Here is a 20,064-nt window from a genome sequence, read left to right on the forward strand (position 1 = left end):
CGTGCTCTACGCCATCATCGCTGTCGATCATCCCAACAGCCTGTCGGCGCGCCTGCAGGCGCGGCCGGCGCATCTGGCCCGACTGGAAGCGCTACGCGACGAAGGGCGGCTGATCCTCGCCGGTCCGCATCCGGCCATCGACAGCCCGGACCCCGGCGAGGCCGGCTTCAGCGGCTCGCTGATCGTCGCCGAGTTCCCCGACCTGGCGGCGGCCGAAGCCTGGGCGGCGGACGATCCCTATCGCGCGGCGGGTGTCTACAGCGCCGTCGGCGTCAAGCCGTTCAAACAGGTCTTTCCCTGAGTCTTCGCGTCCGGGTTCACGCCTCACGTTGAACCTGGACCGGATCACCCCGTTCCGACCACTCCATTCTGTTCAATCGATGGAATCTTTACTCATGAAGAAAACACCCCTTGCGCTCTTGCTGTGCAGTCTGCTCGCCACCGGCGGTGCCATTGCCGAGGACAACAAGAAGGACACCGACTCGCCCGAGACCCTGATCGCCACCGTCAACGGCACGCCCTATCGGCTCGATGTGTTCCGGGTCTTTTTCATGGAGCGCCTCCAGGGACGCCCGACCAACAATGACCCGGCGGTGCAGCAGCAGATCTTCGACGAATTCATGAATCTGATCGTCGCCTCGCAGGAAGGCGACCGCCGCAAGCTCGAGGGTGAGCGCAATGTGGTCGCAGCGCTGGAACTCGAGCGTATGAAGGTGATGTCCAACGCCGCGCTCTCGGCCATGGCCGACGAGATCGAGCCGAGCGAGAAGGAACTGAAGGAAGCCTATGACCGGATCAAGGAGCAGGCCAGCCGCACCGAATACAAGGCCCGTCACATCCTGCTCAAGAGCGAGGACGAGGCCAAAAAGCTGATCAAGCAATTGGACAAGGGCGCCAAATTCGAGGAACTGGCCAAGAAGCACTCCGAAGGTCCGACCGGCAAAGACGGCGGCGATCTGGGCTGGTTCGACCCGGCGCAGATGGTGGCCCCCTTCGCCGAGGCCGTGACCAAGCTGGAGCCGGGTACCTACACCAAGGAACCGGTCCAGACCCAGTTCGGCTGGCACATCATCGAGCTCCAGGAGACCCGCAAGGCCGAGCCGCCGTCCTTCGAGGACGCCAAGCCGCAGCTGACCGCGCTCGTCAAGCGCCAGAAGCTCGGCGAGAAGCTCGCCGACATGCGTAACAACGCTATGGTGGATCTCAACGAGGACGTGGTGCGTCTGAAGGCCGAAGGCGAGGACGCCAAGAAGGACTGAGGTCGAGGATCGACAGCCTGGATGGGTTCGGCGGACGAACTCATCCAGGCCGGTCGGCAATCCGGAAAGCGAAAACCGTCAGGCTTCCGGCTTGTCCCGCGCGGCGAGGACGTTCTCGACCAATGGATAGACGGTCGTTTGCCCAAGGCTTCTTGGCCAATCCCTGCACGGCGGATGATTGCGCTTCTTGGCCCGACGAATCGCCTCGTCGATCCGTGCCGAACCGATCTTCCGAATATCGATGCGGATCGGGCGGATACATGCGAGGGCGGACAGGTTCAATTGGGCCGACGCTTGAGCGTATCGAACGCCACGAGCTGCACGTCCTGCCGCTCGTCGCTGTAGTAGGGCCGCTCGCCGCCGCGGCCCTGCTCCAAAGCCAGCTCCTGCTCGCGCTCGGCGATCAGTCCCAGACACTGGCGCACCTGCCGGATGGTCGCGTCCGAGAGCGGATGACGCATCCCCGGCGGCGGTGTGACATCCTTGACGATCGCCGTCAGCGTCTTGCGCATGGCGATCAGGATGTGTTGTTCCTTCGATAGATCAGTCATCGGGTGTCCCCCAATTACGGTGTGTCTGAACGGCCATCCTCCCCAAGTGGCGTCTGGAGCCGCGCGATCAAGGATTCGAGTCCGGCCTCGTCGATCACGGCCACACCCAACGCCTCGGCCTTGGCGAGCTTCGAGCCGGCCTCCGTGCCCGCCAGCAGATAATCGGTCTTCTTGGAAACACTAGCCGTCACCTTCGCACCAAGCTCCTGCAACCGTGCCGCGAATTCCTCACGCGGACGACTCAGCGTACCGGTGATGACGAAGGTCTTGCCGGTCAGGGGCGCCGCGCTCGGCTCGACGGACGTCGAATCGGACCGCTCGACCTCGGGCCAGTGAATCCCCGCCGCCAGCAGATGCGTGATCGCCTCGCGATTGTGCGCCTGGGCCATGAAAGCGACGATATGCGCCGCCACCACAGGCCCGATGCCCTTGATCGCGACCAGATCCTCGACGCTCGCCGCCATCAGCGCCTCGATTCCGCCGAAGTGCTCCGCCAGCAACTGCGCCGTGGTCTCGCCGACCTCGCGGATGCCGAGCGCGAAGACGAAGCGGGCTAGGGTCGTGTGCTTGCTGTGCTCCAGCGCCGCGATCAGATTGGCCGCCGACTTCTCGCCCATACGCTCCAACAGGGCCAACCGGTCGGCGGTCAGTTGATAGAGATCCGCCGGCTCGCGCACCCACTCCAGATCGACGAGCTGTTCGATGAGCTTCTCCCCTAGCCCCTCGATGTCCAGCGCCCGGCGCGCGGCAAAATGCCGGATCGCCTCCTTACGCTGGGCCGGACACCAGAGCCCGCCGGTACAGCGCGCGACCGCCTCGCCCTCCGGCCGGATCACGTCCGAACCGCAGACCGGACACCGGGTCGGCAGCTCGACCGGCCCTGCCCCCTCCGGACGCCGCTCGACGAGCACCCGCACGATCTCGGGAATCACATCACCCGCGCGGCGAATATAGACGCTGTCGCCGATGCGCACGTCCTTGCGCCGCACCTCGTCGAGATTGTGCAGCGTCGCCTTGGAAACGGTCACGCCCCCGACCCGGACCGGACGCAACCGCGCCACCGGCGTCACGGCCCCCGTGCGCCCGACCTGGAACTCGACCGCCTCGACCTCGGTCAGCGCCTCCTGGGCCGGAAACTTGCGCGCGATGGCCCAGCGCGGATGATGCGCCGTGGCCCCGAGCGCGATCTGCGCCGGCAGCCGGTCGAGCTTGAAGACCACGCCGTCGATGTCGTAATCGAGCGTCGCACGCCGCCGTCCCAAGTCATCGAAATAGTCGCGACAGCCGTCGAGCCCCCTCACCCGCCGCAGCTCGGGCGAGATCGGCAGCCCCCAACCCGACAGACGCTGGAGCATCTCGAACTGACTCTCGCCCGTCTCGCCTGCGAACTCACCCCAGCCATAGGCGCAGAAACGCAACGGCCGCCGGGCGGTGACGCGCGGATCGAGCTGACGCAGACTGCCGGCGGCGGCATTGCGCGGATTGGCGAAGGGACGCTCGCCGCGTTCCTCCAGACGCGCGTTGAGCCGGTCGAATCCGGCACGCGGCATATAGACCTCGCCGCGCACCTCCAGCACCTCGGGCCAGTCCTCACCCAGGAGCCGCAACGGCACGTTCGGGATGGTCCGCGCGTTGTGGGTCACATCCTCGCCGCGCATGCCGTCGCCACGGGTCGCGGCCAGCACCAGCACACCGGACTCATAGCGCAGATTGATCGCCAGCCCGTCGAACTTGGGTTCGGCGGTATAGAACACGGGATCGAGTTCAGGCAGGGCGACGGTGAGACGACGATGGAACTCGACCAGCCGCTCGTCATCCATCGCATTGTCGAGCGAGATCATGGGGACAGCGTGCCGAACCTCGCCCAATTCCGGACGCGGCTCGGCGCCGACGCGCTGAGTGGGCGAATCGGGCGTGATCAGCTCGGGGTGTTCGGCTTCCAGCCGCTGGAGTTCGGCGAAGAGCCGATCATATTCGGCGTCCGAGATCTCCGGATCGTCGAGTACGTAATAGCGATGATTGTGCCGGCGGATCTCGGCGCGCAGCGCCTCGATGCGCCGGGCGAGGTCGGGAGACGTCACCGGCGCGGGGTCCGTTTCCAGCGCAGTTCGTTGTCGAGTACGGCCTGGCGCAGTTCTTCTTCCTTCTTGACCGTCAGCGGCCGGCGCGTCTCGTCGAGTACGTCTCCATTGAGCGACATGGCCAGCTTGCGCGCCGTGGCCACCATCTCGTCGAGAATGGTCATGTCCTCGGGATCGCCCTCCAACTGGGCGAACAGCACCAGCCCAGGGGTCGAGAACTCCTCCATGTCATCGAAGGGGAAGCGCCCCGGCTTGACCATGTTGGCCATGCTGAAATAGACCCGGATCTCGTCCTCGAACTCGTCGAGACAATGGAAGATGTCCATCTCGCCCGGATAGAGGCCGCAGCTCGCGGCCACGTCCATGATCTCTGGCCCTTTGAATGGGTAACGGCGCGCGCTGACGGTCAACTGGATCAGCAGCGGGTCCGGCACCGAGACCTTGCGGCGCTTCGGTGACTTGGGCGCCGGTGGAGGAGGCTCCTGGTTTTTTGGGGGCTTGGGAGCCTTGGACGTCTTGAGCGGCTTGGGTTCCTCGGAATCCACGGAGTCCTCGGGCATCGGCTCGCGCTCCACCCGTGACTCGGCCTCCGGCTCCGGACTGGTTCGTGAACGCGGCCAGGACTTGGCGGGCCGCGACGGCTTGGTCACGGGCGGTTCTTCATCGTCGTAACGATCGAGTACCGGCTCGCGCCGGTTCGGGCGCACGCCATAGGGCTCGTCCGCGCCCACTTCCTCGATCAGGTAATCGTTTTCGTAGTCGCCGTGATAGTCGTCCCGACGCTCGCGATGACGCTCCCACAGATAGAGCGCCACGATCAGGATGGCTCCGACGACGATCAGAATCAGGCGGATGGTGCTGGCGTCCATTCGAATGCTTATGTCTGATGGAATTTTTACGATGTCATGTAAGGTCGCAAGTATACCCAAGGACCGCCGGTTTTTCGTTCGGATCCTCAGTGGCGACCAAGCCGCGGATGGGTCTCGATCAGGTGTCGCCATCATCTTAACCCAAGCCTCACCGCCTTGCCTGCCGGCGTGCCATGGGTGGTTCCGGGGCGCCACGAGTCGAGGTGATCGGGTGGATGCACAGGATGCCGCGGCGACTTCAGCCGGGCTGAGCGATGGAACCGGACCCATTGGATCGGGGTCAACCCTGGATGTTGCCCATAGAAACACACAATGAAGCGACGTTTTCGCGCAAGGTAGGTTCTACATGATCGAAACGCCTCAGTTGATCTTCAACCTCTGGTCGGTCGAATGGTTGATCCTGTTCGCGACCCTGGCCCTACTCGGCTTGGTGGGCGCCTGGCTCGGCTGGCGCTATCAGCGCGCCTTCGAGGCGGAACGTGCCGCCGCCGCCAAGTCGCCGGTCGATCAGGAGCACTGGCATGCCCTGAGTCCGGATGACGCTCTGGCACGGCTCGATAGTCACGAGCAAGGACTCGCCGGCACCGCCGCCGACGAGCGCCTGGAGCGCCACGGCCCCAACCGTCTCCCCGAACCCAAGACCCGTGGACCGCTACTGCGCTTCCTGACCCAGTTCAACGACATCCTCATCTATGTGCTGCTGGCCGCCGGTGCGGTGACGGCGTTGCTGCAACACTGGCTCGACGCCGGCGTCATCCTCGGCGTGGTGCTCATCAACGCCGCCATCGGCTTCGTGCAGGAGGGCAAGGCCGAGGATGCGCTCAAGGCGATCCGCCAGATGCTCTCGCCGCACGCCATGGTCTGGCGCGACGGACGGCTGGTCACACTGGAGGCCGAGTCCCTGGTGCCGGGCGATCTGGTGCAGTTGCAGTCGGGCGACAAGGTGCCGGCCGATCTGCGTCTGATCCGCTCCAAGGGTCTGCGCGTCGAGGAGGCCGCATTGACCGGCGAGTCGGTGCCGGTCGAGAAGACCGTCGCCCCGCTCGACGTCGACACGCCGCTGGCCGATCGGGTGTGCATGGCCTATTCGGGCACCCTGGTCACTCAGGGCCAAGGTGTCGGTCTGGTGGTGGGCACGGGCGCCGATACCGAGATCGGCCGCATCAGCGCCCTGGTGGCCGGTGTCGAGCAACTGACCACGCCGCTGCTGCGCCAGATGGCCCAGCTCGGACGCTGGGTGACGGCGGCGATCCTGGTCGTGGCCAGTGCGACCTTCGCCTTCGGCGTCTGGATCCGCGACTACACCGCCGCCGAGATGTTCCTCGCCTCCGTGGGTCTGGCAGTGGCGGCGATCCCCGAGGGCCTGCCGGCGATCATGACCATCACCCTGGCGATCGGTGTGCGGCGCATGGCCGGACGCAACGCCATCATCCGCCGTCTGCCGGCCGTCGAGACCCTGGGCACGGTGGCCGTGATCTGCTCGGACAAGACCGGCACCCTGACGCGCAATCTGATGACCGTCACCGGGCTGGCGACCAGCGGACGCGACTTCACCCTGAGCGGCAGCGGCTATGACCCGCATGGCCTGATCCTGCTCGACGGCCAACCGCAGGCGTCCGAGGACGATCCGGCCCTGGGCGAGCTGCTGCGCGCTTCACTGCTGTGCAACGATGCCGCGCTCGAACAGAGTGAAGGCGCATGGCGCATCCACGGCGACCCCATGGAGGGCGCGCTGCTGGTCGCCGCCGTCAAGGGCGGACTGGAACTGGACGCGACCCGGCGCGACTGGCCGCGTACCGATCTCATCCCCTTCGAGTCAGAGCACAAATTCATGGCGACCCTGCATCACAGTCATGCCGGCGAGTCGCTGATCGTGCTCAAGGGCGCACCCGAGGCGGTGCTGGGGATGTGCGCGACTCAACGTACAACGACCGGAACCGAGCCGCTGCAAGGCGCCGTCTGGCTGGAGCGCATGGAAGCCCTGGCCGCGGCCGGTCAGCGCGTGCTGGCGGTGGCGAGCAAGCCGGCGACGGCGCGTCAGTCGGAACTGAACTTCAGCGACCTGGGCGCGGATCTGACCCTGCTCGGCCTGATCGGTCTGATGGACCCGCCGCGCGATGAAGCCATCGCTGCCGTGCGTACCTGCTCCGAGGCCGGCATCCGAGTCAAGATGATCACCGGCGACCATGCCGCGACCGCCAAAGCGATCGCCGGTCAGATCGGTCTGGCCAATCCGGACGTGGTGCTCACCGGCGCCGAACTGGACCGGCTCGACGACGATCAGTTGCGTGCGCGCGTGGTCGAGGTCGACGTCTATGCGCGGGTCACGCCCGAACACAAGCTGCGGCTGGTGCAGCGGCTCCAGGAGACCGGACGCATCGTGGCCATGACCGGCGACGGCGTCAACGACGCCCCGGCGCTCAAGCGTGCCGATGTCGGCGTGGCCATGGGCATCAACGGCACCGAGGCGGCCAAGGAAGCCTCCGAGATGGTGCTGGCCGACGACAACTTCGCCTCCATCGCCAATGCGGTCGAGGAAGGGCGCACGGTCTATGACAATCTGCGCAAGGCGATCCTCTTCATCCTGCCGACCAACGGCGGTCAGGCACTGGTGGTGCTCGGGGCGATCCTGTTCGGCTTCCATCAGTTCCCGCTGACGCCGGTGCAGATCCTGTGGGTCAACATGGTCACAGCCGTCACCCTGGCGCTGGCGCTCGCCTTCGAGCCGCCCGAGCCGGGTCTGATGCGCCGTCCGCCGCGCTCACCGAGCGAGCCGGTGCTGACCGGGCTGTTCCTGTGGCGCATCGCCTATGTGTCGGTGATCCTGATGGCGGGCACCTTCGGGCTGTTCCTGTGGGAGATGGATCGCGGCGTGAGCATCGAGCACGCGCGCACCGTGGCCGTCAATACGCTGGTCATGGGCGAGATCTTCTATCTGTTCAACTCGCGCTACATGACGGCGCCCGTGCTCAACCGCGCCGGACTGTTCGGCAACCGCTATGTATTGATGGCCGTGGTTCTGCTGATCGTGCTGCAACTGGCCTTCACCTATCTGCCGCCGATGCAGGCGCTGTTCGGCACGGCCGCCGTCGGCTTCGAGGTCTGGTGGCGCGTGATCCTGCTCGGTGTGGTGGTGCTGCTGGCCGTCGAGCTGGAGAAGTGGGTGATCCGGCGGGTGCGGCGCGTCTGAGGGGATCTCGCCCTTTTGTCGTAAATGACACAGGGACTGGGGGCCGATAAAAGCCTACCTGATTAGTTACGAACCTCAGCAGACTCGTCTCTTCTAGTCTACACTCTCAGTAGATGCCACTCACCGGAGACAGCTGATGCCTCAGAACACGATTCAGTTTCAGAAAGGCTTGAGTTTGCCGGAGTTTCTCCAGAACTACGGAACCGAGGACCAGTGCAAACAGGCCCTTGAACAGTGGCGTTGGCCGCAAGGCTTCGTCTGCCCGAGCTGCGGACACGCGGGTGAGCCGGTGCGCTTGCGCACGCGGGCGCTGTTGCAGTGTCGCCACTGTCATCATCAAACCTCACTGATCGCCGGAACGATCTTTGAGGCGACCAAGTTGCCGCTGACGACCTGGTTTTCGGCGATGTTTCTGCTGACACAGCAGAAAAACGGGATCTCGGCCCTGGAGCTCAAACGGCATCTGGGCGTGTCCTATTTGACGGCGTGGCGGGTTAAGCACAAATTGTTGCAAGTCATGAAAGAGCGCGACGATCAAACGCCGCTCAGCGGCGTCATCGAGGTCGACGACGCCTACTGGGGCGGCGAGCACCACGGGGGCAAGCGCGGGCGCGGCTCACCGAACAAGGTTCCATTCATCGCCGCGCTCTCGTGCGACGAGGACAACCACCCCATCGGCCTGCGCTTGGGTAAAGTCGCCGGCTTCCGCAAAACCGAGGTCGAACGCTTCGCCAAGCGCCACTTTGACCCCAGCGCCCTCATCCGCACGGATGGATTGTCCTGCTTCAGCGCCATCGCCGCGGCCGGATTCGAGCACCAGCCGATCGTCACCGGCGGCGGCCACCCCAGCATGGAGATTCCTGAGTTCCAGTGGCTCAATACCGTGCTGGGCAACGTCAAAAACAGCCTGCAAGGCTCCTACCATCATCTCAGCGGCAAGCATCTGCCGCGCCACCTCGCCGAGTTCTGCTATCGCTTCAATCGCCGCTTCGACCTCGCCGCCATGCTGCCGCGCTTGGGCAAAGCCGCGGTGCGTACACCCCCAATGCCGCATCGCCTCCTCAAACTAGCTGAGCTATGTTAATAATCAGGAAAGCCTAAGTGTCTGAATCGACCAAGCAAAACAACATGGCTCGCTTTGTGCTTAAAGCCTCGGTAGAGGTCTTTCGGAGCGAGCCATGTCGAACCCCCATCATCCAGTCATCATCATCAACGACACCACCCTGCGCGACGGCGAGCAGTCGGCGGGCGTGGCCTTCTCACTCGACGAGAAGCTGGCCATCGCGCAGGGTCTCGACGCGCTCGGCGTCCCGGATCTGGAGATCGGCATCCCGGCGATGGGCGAGGAGGAGCGCGAGTCGATCCGCGCCGTGGCCGCACTCGGACTCTCGGCGCGGCTCATGGTCTGGACCCGGATGCTGGCCGACGACATCGCCCAGTGCCGCGACCTCGGGGTGCAACTGGTCGATCTCTCCATTCCGCTCTCGGATCAGCAGATCGCGCACAAGCTCGGGCGCGATCGAGACTGGGTGCTCGCCCAGATCGCGCGCAAGGTCCGACTGGCCCTGGATCTAGGGCTGGAGGTCTGTGTCGGCGGCGAGGACGCCTCGCGCGCCGATCCCGAATTCCTGTGGCGCGCCGCCGAGACCGCCCAGGCGGCCGGCCGGTGCGCGACGCTTCCGCTTCGCCGACACGGTCGGACTCATGGACCCCTTCGGCCTCTACGAGCGTCTGCACGCGCTGCGCGTCCGCGTGGATCTGGAGATCGAGATGCACGCCCACGACGACCTCGGTCTGGCGACCGCCAACACCCTCGCCGCCGTGCGCGCCGGTGCGACCCATGTCAACACCAGGGTCCATGGTCTCGGTGAGCGGGCCGGAAACGCGGCGCTCGAAGAGGTCGTCATGGGCCTCAAGCACGTCCAGGGACTCGACTGCGGCGTCGATCTGAAACGCTTCTCGGCGCTGTCGACCCTAGTCGCTCAAGCGTCCGGCAAGCCGATCGCCTGGCACAAGAGTCTGGTCGGTGCCGGCGCCTTCACCCACGAGGCCGGTATCCATGTCGATGGGCTGATCAAGGATCCGCTGAATTATCAGGGCGTCGATCCGGCCGAGCTCGGACTCAACCATCGGCTGGTGCTCGGCAAGCACTCGGGCCGACACGCGGTACAGCGCGTCTATGCCGAGAGCCTGTGCTTCGAGCTGGACTCGGAGCAGGCCGAGCGCCTGCTGCCGCTGGTGCGCCGCTTCGTCACCGAGACCAAGCGCAGTCCCGAGACCCCCATCCGGAGGACTTCGGCCGACTCGCGCGCCGTCATTCCGAATGCCCGACGGCGATGGAGGACGGGCGTCTCGGCACCCTGCCCCGTGGACGGCTCTATCCTGAACTCGATGCCGTGCTCTTTGCGCTCGACGCCGGTCAGGTCAGCGGTGTGCTGGAGTCCGAGGTCGGCTTCCATCTACTCTGGTGCGAGTGCATCGAACCGGCGCGCACGGTCGACCTCGATCAGGCCCGTGAGCAAATCCGCACCCGGCTCGAAGCCCAGCGCCGGCACGACTGCCAAAAAGCCTGGATCGCACGGCTGAGCCGTACCGACGCCTAGCCCTCAAGCCGCGACCTGTTCCTTTTCGTCGAGCTTGCGGATCAGCGGATAGAGATACTCGGTCTCGCGCTGCAGGCGATCCATGACCAGGGCGAACATCTGCTCGGTATCCTGCACGAAGGAGGCGTGATCGTTGATCGTCAGCGAGTGGCGTTTCTCCGAGCACCACTGTTTGACGTAGGCGCTGAAGATGCGCTTGATCTCGGTCGAGCCGGATAGGAAGCGGTTGGCGGTGTTCTTGACCGACTGATCCGGATAGGACAGCAGTTTGCCGCACAGATCGCAGTCGACGACCTCCATGTGTTCGCGCACATGGTTGGTGAGATCGAAGAAGACGTTGCATGTGACGTCGGTATCGCACATGGAACGATCGCGGACCAGATAGAGGAAGACGTTCGAGAGCTCAGTGATCTTGTGGTTCTGAGCATGTAATTGTTCGAAAGCGACCATGTCGAGACTCCTCCTGCCGAACTGTGGATAGCGGGGTGGTATTTTGGTGATCTTCCGCAGGGGCGCGGCTCCCTTGCGGGATGGGTCGATGGTACAGGTCGCGTTTGACGTAGAAGGATGTCGCGACTCAAGTAAACCACCATGTCCCCTACATTTTACGTCAAACTCCGGGCTGAATATAGATTGCGGATAATCAATATTTGTTTTTGCCGTTCCGAAGAATGACGACGCCAAGATCGATCGGCCTGGCTCCGAGAGCCTGTGACAGACACAGGTTAGACCAAGGCTCGTCCAGTATCTCCAAGGGCGCGATAACAGTTAAACTTGATCCGTATCCACAAGCTATGCCTGGCCCAAGGAGCCATCAACCCATGCTCGACAAGAAACTCCTCGACATCCTCGTCTGCCCGGTCACCAAGGGTCCGCTGATCCTCGACAAGACACGCGGGGAGCTCATCTCAGTGTCGGCCCAGCTCGCCTATCCTATCCGTGACGACATCCCCATCATGCTGGAGGAGGAAGCACGGCGACTGACGCTGGAAGAGCTCGACAGCTATCGTTGAAGGGTCCAAGGCGGACGGGCGCATCCAGTCGTCCGCCCGTCGATCCTCCTTACAGGTGCGACCCGACTCGATGCGAGTCAATGGGCGACGATCAGCCGCAGTGCGTCGAGCCGCAGATGGATCCGGCCGAGCAGCGCGTCGAGTCGCTCGCGTCTGTGTCGCAGACGTGCGATCTCGTCGGGGCGCACCGTGGGGTTGATCTTCGCCAGCGTCAGCAAGCGTTCCAGCTCGTCACCGAGCGCCTGATGCATTCGCGTCCGCGCCTCCTGTTCCAAAGACTCCAGCGCCCCTTGCGCCAGTCCCTCACCCCGCTCCAGCAGTTCGGCCAGACGCGACGCTTGTGAGGCGATCAGGGCGCGGGCGAGCTTGCCGTTATGACTCAGACAGTCACCGCGCAGACTCTCGTGCGCGATCTCCGCAGCGCGATCCCGTCCATCGGCGTCGAGCAGCAGACGTACCAGGGTCGGCGGCATGAAGTGCTCGACCTGGAGTTCGGGCGGGGCCGGACACTCGGCGACATAGAGGATCTCCAGCAGCAGTGTCGCGCGCGGAAAACGGGTGTCGCCCCGGATCAGGATCAGCGCCGCACTGCCCAGTTCCGAGGCGGTCAGTAGCTCCATCGCCTCGCGCGTCATCGGATGTTCCCAGGTCAGGAACTCACGGTCCTCGTGGGCGAGCGCCTGGGCGCGGTCGAAGGTCGCGGTCAGTCCGTCTTCGGGCAGGCGCGGGAAGGTCTCCTGTAGCATCTGCGGGCCGGGACGCACGACCAGCGAGCCGCCCGGACCGGGTTCGTGCTCGACGCCGAAGGCGTCCCAGAAGTCGCGCAAATAGTCGGCGACCGAGTGCTCGGCGTCGATGGCCGCGATCGACTCGATCAGAGCCGCATCGCGCGTGAGCCGGTGCGAGTGCAGCTCGAGCAGCCGATCGCGACCGGCAGCCAACTCGCCGTTGAGTTGGTCGGCAAGCGTTCGAGTCTCCGTGATCAGCGCTTCGGTCAGCGCAGGATCGGCCAGGGCCTCCCTCAGTCGCTCGCCCAGACGTTCGTGGACGGCCGCGGCGGCTGGACACAGGTGCCCGAAGGCCCCTAGTCCCTCGGCATACCAGCGAAACAGCGTCTCCATCGGTCCCCCGCGCAGATAGGGCACATGCAGACGGATGGTCTGGGTCTGGCCGATGCGGTCGAGCCGACCGATGCGCTGTTCGAGCAGATCAGGCTCCAGCGGCAGATCGAACAGGATCAGGTGATGGACGAACTGGAAGTTGCGCCCCTCGCTGCCGATCTCAGAGCACAGCAGGATCTGGGTACCGTCCTCGACGGCGGCGAAATAGGCCGCCGCCCGATCGCGCTCGACGATCTCCATGCCTTCATGGAAGACGGCGGCATGGATACCGGCACGCCGACGCAGGGCTTCGCGCAGTTCGAGCACGGTCCGGGCCCCGGCACAGATCAGCAGCACCTTGGCCGGACGCAGGTCGCGCAGGGTCGCGATCAGCCAGTCGATGCGCGGGTCGACCGCCTCCCAGTCGAGGCCGTGCGCGTACTCGGGTGTCAGACGCGCCAGCGGGTCCGGGTCCGCAAGCGCGCGATAGGCGTCCGGCTCCGGTAGCGGATAAGCGATCAATTCGCGGCGCGGAAAGCCGGGGATGGTCGCGCGGGTGTTGCGAAAGAGCACGCGCCCGGTGCCGTGACGGTCGATCAGACGTTCGATGAGCGTTTCGCGATCCAGTCCTTCGATGTCGCCGAGCAGGGAGGCGAGTTGCGCGCGCTCGGTCGCATCGAGCGGTTCGTCGTCGAGCAGCCGCGCAGCCAGCGCGGCGATGGGCGCATAGCGCGCTTCCTCCTCCTGAAATGCGATGGGATCGTGGAAGCGCGCCGGGTCGAGCAGCCGCAGACGCCCGAAATGACCGGCACGCCCCAGTTGCTCTGGGGTGGCCGTCAGCAGCAGCACCGAGGGAATACGGCTCGCCAGCGCCTCGACCAGCCGATAGGCCGGACCGGCCTCGGTCTCGCTCCAGGTCAGGTGATGCGCCTCGTCGACGATCAAAAGATCCCAGGGGGCTTCCAATACCGCCCGCTCCGCTACGGGTGACTCGACCAGCCATTCCAGCCCGCAGAGCACGCGCTGTTCGGACAGGAAGGGATTGTCGTCCCGGACCGACTCGAAGCGCTCCTGATCGAACAGCGCCGGCGCCAGATTGAAGCGCCGGCGCATCTCGACCAGCCATTGATGCAGTAGCGGCTCGGGGGTGAGGATCAGCACCCGCCGCGCACCGCCGTTGAGTCGCATCCGGTGCAGGATCAGCCCGGCCTCGATGGTCTTGCCCAGGCCCACCTCGTCGGCCAGCAGCACCCGCGGGGCCTCGCGCCGCGAGACCTCGGCGGCGATATGCAGCTGATGCGGAATGAGCGCCACGCGCGCGCCGACCAGCCCCAGGGTCGACGAGCCGGCCGCGCGCATCCCCTGGAGCCAGGTCCGATAGCGCAGTCGGAACCAGTGATCGCTGTCGAGCCGTGCGGCGAGCAGTCGCTGCCCCGGACGGTTGAAGCTCAGACGATCGTCGAGCTCGGCCTCGGGCAGCTCGCGGATCAGCCCGGATGGGTCTTCGCCGCGATAGATGATGAGCCCCTGTTCGGTCCGCGCCTCCAGAACCCGTAGCTCACGCCCGGCCCGGTCGCGGATACGTTCGCCGCGACCGACCACCAACCGTGCCAGAGGCGCTTCGCCCCGGGCGTAGAGCCGATTCTCGCCGGTCGCCGGATAGACGAGGCGCACATGACGGCCCTCGACGGCCTCGACCAGACCGAGTCCCAACTCGGTCTGGGTCTCACTCAGCCAGCGCTGGCCGGGTACGAAGTCCTGCATGGACGTCAAGTGTTGGACTGACCAGGGCGACGCACCGGCACCTTCAGCGTCACCAGTTCCTCGGCACTGCACGGATGGATGGCGACCGTGTTGTCGAGATCGGCCTTGGTCGCGCCCATCTTCACCGCCACGCCGAAGCCCTGCATCATCTCATCGACGCCATCGCCGATCAGATGGATGCCGACCACCTTCTCGTCTTCACCGGCGCAGACCAGCTTCATCGCGGTCTTGGGTCCGTGCGCGTTGAGCGAGTAACGCATGGGGGTGAAGCTGGTCTCGTAGATGGTCAGGGTGTCGCCGTAACGCTCACGCGCTTCCGGTTCGGTCAGACCGACCTTGCCGATGGGCGGATGGGCGAAGACCACCGTGGGCACGTTCTCGTAGTCGAGTTTGAGTTCCGGCTTATTGTTGAACAACCGCTCGGCCAGACGCCGCCCGGCGGCGATCGCCACCGGCGTCAGCGGCTCGCGCCCGGCGATGTCGCCGATGGCATAGATGCCGGGGACATTGGTGTTCTGCCAGGCATCGGTCGGGATGACGCCATTGCGTTCGACCGTGATGCCGGCGGCCTCCAGATTCAGCTCGCGCGTGTTCGGCGCACGCCCGACGGCCCAGATGACCTGATCGAAGCCGGTCAAACGCTGCCCGTCACGCGCGGCCAGCACCAGCCCCTGTTCATCGCGCTCGATGCCGGCGACCTCGAATTGCAGGTGCATGTCGATGCCGTGCAGCCTCATGTTCTCGGCCAGGGTCTCGCTGATGAGCGGATCGAACAGCGCCAGCACCCGATCCTCCAGCGCGACTATGGTGATCTCGGTGCCGAAGGCGCTCAGCACACCCGCGAGTTCCACACCGATATAGCCGCCGCCGATGATGGCGACGCGCTTGGGCTGCTCTTCCAGGGCGAAGAATCCATCCGAGGTGATGCCCAGTTCGGCGCCCGGCATCCGCGGCACGATCGGCCGTCCGCCGGTAGCGATGACGATGTGGTCGGCGGTGTAGTGCTGATCGCCGACGGCCACTGTGCGCGCATCGACGAAACGGGCGAAGCCGTCGATCCGGGTGATGCCCAGCCGTTCGACATAGCCGTCCCAGTAGCCGTTGATGTCGGCGATGTACCGGTTGCGGCCCGCGATCAGCTTGCCCCAGTCGAGACCGTCCGAATGGGCCTGGATACCATAGTCGGGCGCATCCGCGACCGCTGCCGCCAGATTGGCCGCATACCACATGACCTTCTTGGGTACACAGCCGGCGTTGACGCAGGTGCCGCCGAGTTTGGCCCCCTCGATCAGGGCCACACGCCGGCCGAACTGTGCCGCCTTCTCGGCCACCGCCAAGCCGCCGCTGCCGCCGCCGATGGCGATCAGGTCGAAATGCTGACTCATGATTGCCGTCACTCCTGTTTTTCGAGTCCTGTAACGTCGAAGGCTTCGGGCGACCGTTGGACACGATCACCCGAAGCCCGTCAGATCAAGGCAAGAAGCGCTTCAGCGCGCTGTCAACGCGATTGCAGCCAGGCGATGACGGCGTCCGAGCCGCCGATCAGCCGGCCGTTGACGAAGACCTGGGGCACGGTCGCGGCATTGGAGACGGCGCGCAGCCCCTGCTCGGTGTAGTCCTTGTTGAGCACCAGCTCCTCGAAGTCGAGGCCGGCATTACGCAGCGCTTCCTTGGCCTTGACGCAGAAGGGGCAGCCGTCGCGGCTGAACACGGCGATGTCGAGCGGCTTGGGCTTGTCGGGCGCCAGGTACTCCAGCATGGTGTCGGCGTTGGAGACCTCGTAGGGGTCGCCTTCGACCTCGGGTTCGATGAACATCTTCTCGACCACGCCGTCGCGCACCAGCATCGAGTAACGCCAGGAACGCTTGCCGAAACCGAGCGCGCCCTTGTCGACCAGCATCCCCATGCCCTCGGTGAACTCACCGTTGCCGTCCGGGACGAAGATCAGGTTGTAGGCGTTCTGCGCCTTCTGCCACTCGTTCATGACGAAGGTGTCGTTGACCGAGATGCACACCACCGAATCGACGCCCAGATCCTTGAAGGCCGGCGTCAGCTGGTTGTAGCGCGGCACGTGCGAGGACGAGCAGGTCGGGGTGAAGGCGCCCGGCAGCGAGAAGGCGACCACGGTCTTGCCGGCGAAGATCTCGTCGGTGGTCACATCGACCCACTCATGGCCACGGCGGGTGTGGAAGGTGACGCTGGGGATACGGCTTCCGGTACGGTCCTGGAACATGCTTCGGTTCTCCTGATGGGTGATGAATCGTCTGGTTGATGGATGATCGGGTTGGCCCCTTGGGGCCGACGGACATAGATTAACCCGGAAAAAGTGTTCGAATTAAATGGATTATAAGAATCGTGTCGATCGGCGCCGGCTATGGAGCCTCCCCGGTCAAGACCGATGGCCGCGACCCCGCTCCTTGTGGGGGCTTGAAACGCGATCTCAAGCGTCGAGCGCCCGGAGATGGACTCATGCACAGCGCTACGCACTGCATCATACTCCCGACCATCTCCGCCAAAAGCGCCAGGTCTGGAGTGCCCCGAGTCCGAACACGGCGTCATGACAGGGATCGAGCCGGATCGCTTCGAGACGTCCGACACGCAGGGGTGTCCACAGTCGATCGATCACGGCATCGAGTTCGGTCATAGCGCGCGACCAGGCCTCCAGATCACGCTCCAGCCAGGCGTGCCAATGACGATCCCAGAAGACCAACTGACGCCCGGCGACGGGCATCGGGTCGTCCAGCCAGGCCGCCAGCGAGCGATGCGGACGCTCGGTCAGACGTGCCAAGCCCGACAGCAGCGGATGATCGCCGATCAGCGCATCCGGCACCGGATCGGACTCGGACGACCGTGGCAAGGATCCCGCGCCCCAGATCCAGATCCCGCTGACGATCGGCCGGCCCGCCGCCTCGCGCCGTCGGTTGACCGGATCGGCATGGAAGAGCATCTGGATCTCGTTGAGCAGACGCATCCAATCGCGCGCCTCGGGTCCGCGCGGCAGATGCTCGGCCATCGAGCCGCCCTGGATTCGATACAGGGACGAAGTCCGCCAGCCGGGCATGGGTCGATCGAGCCTGAGATACCAGCGCGCGGACGTCGGGGCGATGAGCAGCAGCCCCTCATCGGCGAAATGACGATTGAAGCTCTTGACCAGCGCCTCGGCCTCGTCAGGGTCCGGCGCGACGGCTTCCCCCGCATAGACCAGCAGACGCTCGCGATCCGCGCGCAGATGGATCGGATCGGCATGCATCCAGATCGTTCCCGGTTCGACCGTGACACCCTCGCCCAGCAAGGCGATCGGGGCGGTCGGCATCTCGCCGTCAGGCCGACCGAGTCCGGCGGCCCGCATGAGCGTCTCGATGGGGTCACCGTCGTGGCCGGGCCGACGATCGGCTCGCGCCAACAGACGTGCGATGGCCGGCACCCGGATGTTCAGCCCGGTTCGCTCAGCGATGGGTGCGAGCAGGAACGGACACAGGATTTCCAGACTCGGCCGAGGACGGCCGGCATCTGTTCCAACCCGCGGTGGGTGCCGCGTGTCAGACGATCGGGGTCGAGTTCGGTCTCGCAAATGGCTGGATAGGTTCATGGTTCATCGTTCCAGAGCCTACGGATCGGTCGCGATGCCCCTGCCCAGGATCGGCTCGGTGGAGAAAAAGTGTCTTTTCGGCACTGTAGCTATACAACCGCATCCTGAATCGGGTTATTTTCCCCCTCCCGCGATTCGAACCGTCCCTGGCCAGACGCGGGCGACGTGGCAGCTATACCACAGATTCCAATGACAGGGGGAAACATGCCCGATCATGCATCGGTGGGCTGGATCGACATCGTCGTCATCCTCGCCTACCTCTCCATCACGGCCTATCTGGGCTGGCTCGGCTACCGGGGCACGCGCTCGGCGGCCGACTTCCTGGTCGGAGGGCGCTCGGCCCATCCGGTCATCATGGCGGTCTCCTATGGGGCCACCTTCATCTCCACGGCGGCCATCGTCGGGTTCGGCGGGGTGGCCGGACTCTTCGGCATGAGCCTGCTGTGGCTGACCTTTCTCAACATCGGTGTCGGCATCCTGATCGCCTTCATCGTGCTCGGCGAGCCGACCCGCCGGCTCGGGCACCATCTCGGCGCCCACACCTTCCCGGAACTCCTGGGCCGGCGCTACCAGAGCCGGGGCATCCAGATCTTCGCCGGCGTCCTGATCTTCCTCTTCATGCCGCTCTATGCCGCAGCCGTCATGACCGGCGGCAGCGTCTTCGCTGCGACCCAGTTCGGCATCGACTTCGAGGTCGCGCTCCTGATCTTCGCCCTCATCACGGCGGCCTATGTCATCCCCGGCGGCATCAAGGCGGTGATGTACACCGACACCTTCCAGGGCTTCGTCATGGTGCTGGCCATGATCTTCCTGCTGGTCTACACCTATTCGAGCCTGGGCGGCGTGACTGAGGCCCATCAGTATCTGGACGGCATGGAGGCCATGGTGCCCGCGCCCCTGGCCCAGATCGGCCATCAGGGCTGGACCGAGATGCCGGTCTTCGGCTGGGGGGCGCCGACCTATGATCTGTGGTGGACCGTGGTCACGGCCATCATCCTGGGCGTGGGTATCGGCGTGCTGGCCCAGCCGCAGCTGGCGGTGCGCTTCATGACGGTGCGTAGCCGGCGCGAGCTGGATCGGGCGGTGCCGATCGGCGCGGTCTTCATCATGCTGATGACGGGCACGCCCTTCCTGGTCGGCAGTCTCTCCAACGCCTGGTTCGCCCAGCACGGTCCCATCCTCAACGGCAAGGTGGTCCAGGAACTCGACGCCGAAAAGAATCAGGCCCTGGTCGAGCTGATGCGGCAGACCGACAGCGGCGCCTGGACGGCGATCCTCAACCCCAAGACCCAGGCCCCGGCCACGGCGGCCCTGATCGTCAGCGAACGTCGGGAGGTCGAGGGTGCGGACGGCACGCGCTTCGAGCTGGTCGGCGGACGCTCCTCGGTCGTCACCTATGTCAAGGGCGACGCCGACAAGATCATCCCGACCTTCATCTCGACCGCCCTGCCCCACTGGTTCGGCGCCGTCTTCTTCCTGGCGCTGCTGGCGGCGGCCATGAGCACCATGTCGAGCCAGTTCCACACCATCGGCACGGCGGCCGGACGCGACCTCTATGAGCGCATCGGCACCAAGGGCCGGCAACGCGAACCCAGCCTGCTGGTCATGCGGCTGGCGATCGTGGTCGGTCTGCTGATCGCCGTGACCATCAGCTACACCGTTCGTCAGGAATACATCGTCGCCCGCTTCACCGCCATCTTCTTCGGGCTGTGCGCGGCCGCCTTCCTGCCGGCCTATATCGGCGGGCTCTTCTCGCGCCGCGTCACCAAGGCCGGGGCGCTGGCCTCGATGACGGTCGGTCTGGTGATGTCGCTGTTCTGGCTGCTGCTGGTCAAGGCCAAGGAGGCGAGCGCCATCGGGCTGGTGCAGCTCGTCACCGGCGGCAAGACCAGTATCCTGGCCGACTACCCGAACTGGCCCTCGGTCGATCCGATCGTGGTCGCCCTGCCCGCCGCGCTCCTGACCCTGATCCTGGTCAGCGCCTTCACCCGCCCGCCGGCGGCCGAGCATCTCGACCGCTGCTTCCCGGAAAAGAGGTAAAGCAT

Annotated in this window: 16 protein-coding genes and 1 pseudogene; 8 read left to right on the forward strand and 9 right to left on the reverse strand. The window is 65.3% G+C overall.

What is annotated here, in order from left to right:
* Position 1 precedes the first annotated feature (1 nt).
* A complete protein-coding gene (locus tag Atep_RS11480) occupies positions 2-301 on the forward strand; it encodes a YciI family protein (RefSeq protein ID WP_213378649.1) in 300 nt (99 codons plus the stop codon).
* A 94-nt stretch (positions 302-395) separates the two neighbouring features.
* Complete coding sequence (locus Atep_RS11485; RefSeq protein ID WP_213378650.1) at positions 396-1,259, forward strand: peptidylprolyl isomerase; 864 nt, start codon at positions 396-398, stop codon at positions 1,257-1,259.
* 78 nt (positions 1,260-1,337) lie between these two features.
* On the opposite strand, the gene Atep_RS11490 is transcribed toward Atep_RS11485, so the two are convergent.
* From Atep_RS11490 to zipA, 4 genes are read right to left on the reverse strand one after another with little or no spacing between them, the layout of a single operon-like run.
* On the reverse strand, positions 1,338-1,541 hold the full coding sequence (locus Atep_RS11490) for a hypothetical protein (protein ID WP_213378651.1): 204 nt from the start codon (positions 1,539-1,541) through the stop codon (positions 1,338-1,340).
* Entirely contained in the window at positions 1,538-1,810 is a 273-nt protein-coding gene (locus tag Atep_RS11495; protein ID WP_213378652.1) for a segregation and condensation protein A, read from the reverse strand. Before Atep_RS11495 ends, Atep_RS11490 begins: the two co-directional genes overlap by 4 nt.
* 14 nt (positions 1,811-1,824) lie before the next feature.
* The gene (gene ligA, locus Atep_RS11500) at positions 1,825-3,891 is read right to left on the reverse strand and encodes an NAD-dependent DNA ligase LigA (RefSeq protein ID WP_213378653.1); all 2,067 of its coding nucleotides are present in this window, start codon (positions 3,889-3,891) and stop codon (positions 1,825-1,827) included.
* Positions 3,888-4,760 (reverse strand): cell division protein ZipA, encoded by an 873-nt coding sequence (gene zipA, locus Atep_RS11505; protein WP_213378654.1) that lies wholly within the window; start codon positions 4,758-4,760, stop codon positions 3,888-3,890. The genes ligA and zipA overlap by 4 nt, the downstream gene beginning before the upstream one ends.
* A gap of 346 nt (positions 4,761-5,106) precedes the next feature.
* Between zipA and Atep_RS11510 the strand changes: the two genes are divergently transcribed.
* The 4 genes and pseudogenes from Atep_RS11510 (at position 5,107) to Atep_RS11525 (ending at position 10,553) form a co-directional block, all read left to right on the forward strand.
* Positions 5,107-7,950: a cation-transporting P-type ATPase gene (locus Atep_RS11510; RefSeq protein ID WP_213378655.1), complete on the forward strand. Its 2,844-nt coding sequence runs from the start codon at positions 5,107-5,109 to the stop codon at positions 7,948-7,950.
* Positions 7,951-8,086: 136 nt separating this feature from the next.
* A complete protein-coding gene (locus Atep_RS11515) occupies positions 8,087-9,034 on the forward strand; it encodes an IS1595 family transposase (protein ID WP_213378308.1) in 948 nt (315 codons plus the stop codon).
* 94 nt (positions 9,035-9,128) lie between these two features.
* A pseudogene (gene nifV / locus Atep_RS11520) lies at positions 9,129-10,227 on the forward strand (homocitrate synthase); the annotation flags it as partial.
* A gap of 59 nt (positions 10,228-10,286) precedes the next feature.
* Positions 10,287-10,553 (forward strand): peptidylprolyl isomerase, encoded by a 267-nt coding sequence (locus Atep_RS11525; RefSeq protein WP_236786160.1) that lies wholly within the window; start codon positions 10,287-10,289, stop codon positions 10,551-10,553.
* A gap of 3 nt (positions 10,554-10,556) precedes the next feature.
* Here the strand turns inward: Atep_RS11525 and Atep_RS11530 are convergent, their stop codons facing one another.
* Positions 10,557-11,003 (reverse strand): hypothetical protein, encoded by a 447-nt coding sequence (locus Atep_RS11530; RefSeq protein WP_213378656.1) that lies wholly within the window; start codon positions 11,001-11,003, stop codon positions 10,557-10,559.
* Between the two features lie 371 nt (positions 11,004-11,374).
* On the opposite strand from Atep_RS11530, the gene Atep_RS11535 reads away from it, so the two are divergent.
* Complete coding sequence (locus Atep_RS11535) at positions 11,375-11,566, forward strand: Trm112 family protein (RefSeq protein WP_213378657.1); 192 nt, start codon at positions 11,375-11,377, stop codon at positions 11,564-11,566.
* A gap of 77 nt (positions 11,567-11,643) precedes the next feature.
* Here the strand turns inward: Atep_RS11535 and rapA are convergent, their stop codons facing one another.
* The 4 genes from rapA to Atep_RS11555 all read right to left on the reverse strand — a co-directional run bounded on the left by rapA (position 11,644) and on the right by Atep_RS11555 (position 17,854).
* Positions 11,644-14,430, reverse strand: coding sequence for an RNA polymerase-associated protein RapA (gene rapA, locus Atep_RS11540; protein WP_213378658.1), 2,787 nt, complete (start codon positions 14,428-14,430; stop codon positions 11,644-11,646).
* Between the two features lie 5 nt (positions 14,431-14,435).
* A complete protein-coding gene (gene gorA / locus Atep_RS11545) occupies positions 14,436-15,815 on the reverse strand; it encodes a glutathione-disulfide reductase (protein WP_213378659.1) in 1,380 nt (459 codons plus the stop codon).
* 113 nt (positions 15,816-15,928) lie between these two features.
* Positions 15,929-16,663, reverse strand: a complete 735-nt coding sequence (locus Atep_RS11550) for a glutathione peroxidase (protein ID WP_213378660.1) — start codon at positions 16,661-16,663, stop codon at positions 15,929-15,931.
* Positions 16,664-16,921: 258 nt separating this feature from the next.
* Entirely contained in the window at positions 16,922-17,854 is a 933-nt protein-coding gene (locus tag Atep_RS11555; RefSeq protein WP_213378661.1) for a phosphoglycerate mutase, read from the reverse strand.
* Between the two features lie 369 nt (positions 17,855-18,223).
* On the opposite strand from Atep_RS11555, the gene Atep_RS11560 reads away from it, so the two are divergent.
* Positions 18,224-20,059: a sodium:solute symporter family protein gene (locus Atep_RS11560; RefSeq protein ID WP_213378662.1), complete on the forward strand. Its 1,836-nt coding sequence runs from the start codon at positions 18,224-18,226 to the stop codon at positions 20,057-20,059.
* Positions 20,060-20,064: the final 5 nt, after the last annotated feature.

Origin of the sequence: Allochromatium tepidum, from assembly GCF_018409545.1 — a bacterium.
GTDB lineage: Bacteria > Pseudomonadota > Gammaproteobacteria > Chromatiales > Chromatiaceae > Thermochromatium > Thermochromatium tepidum_A.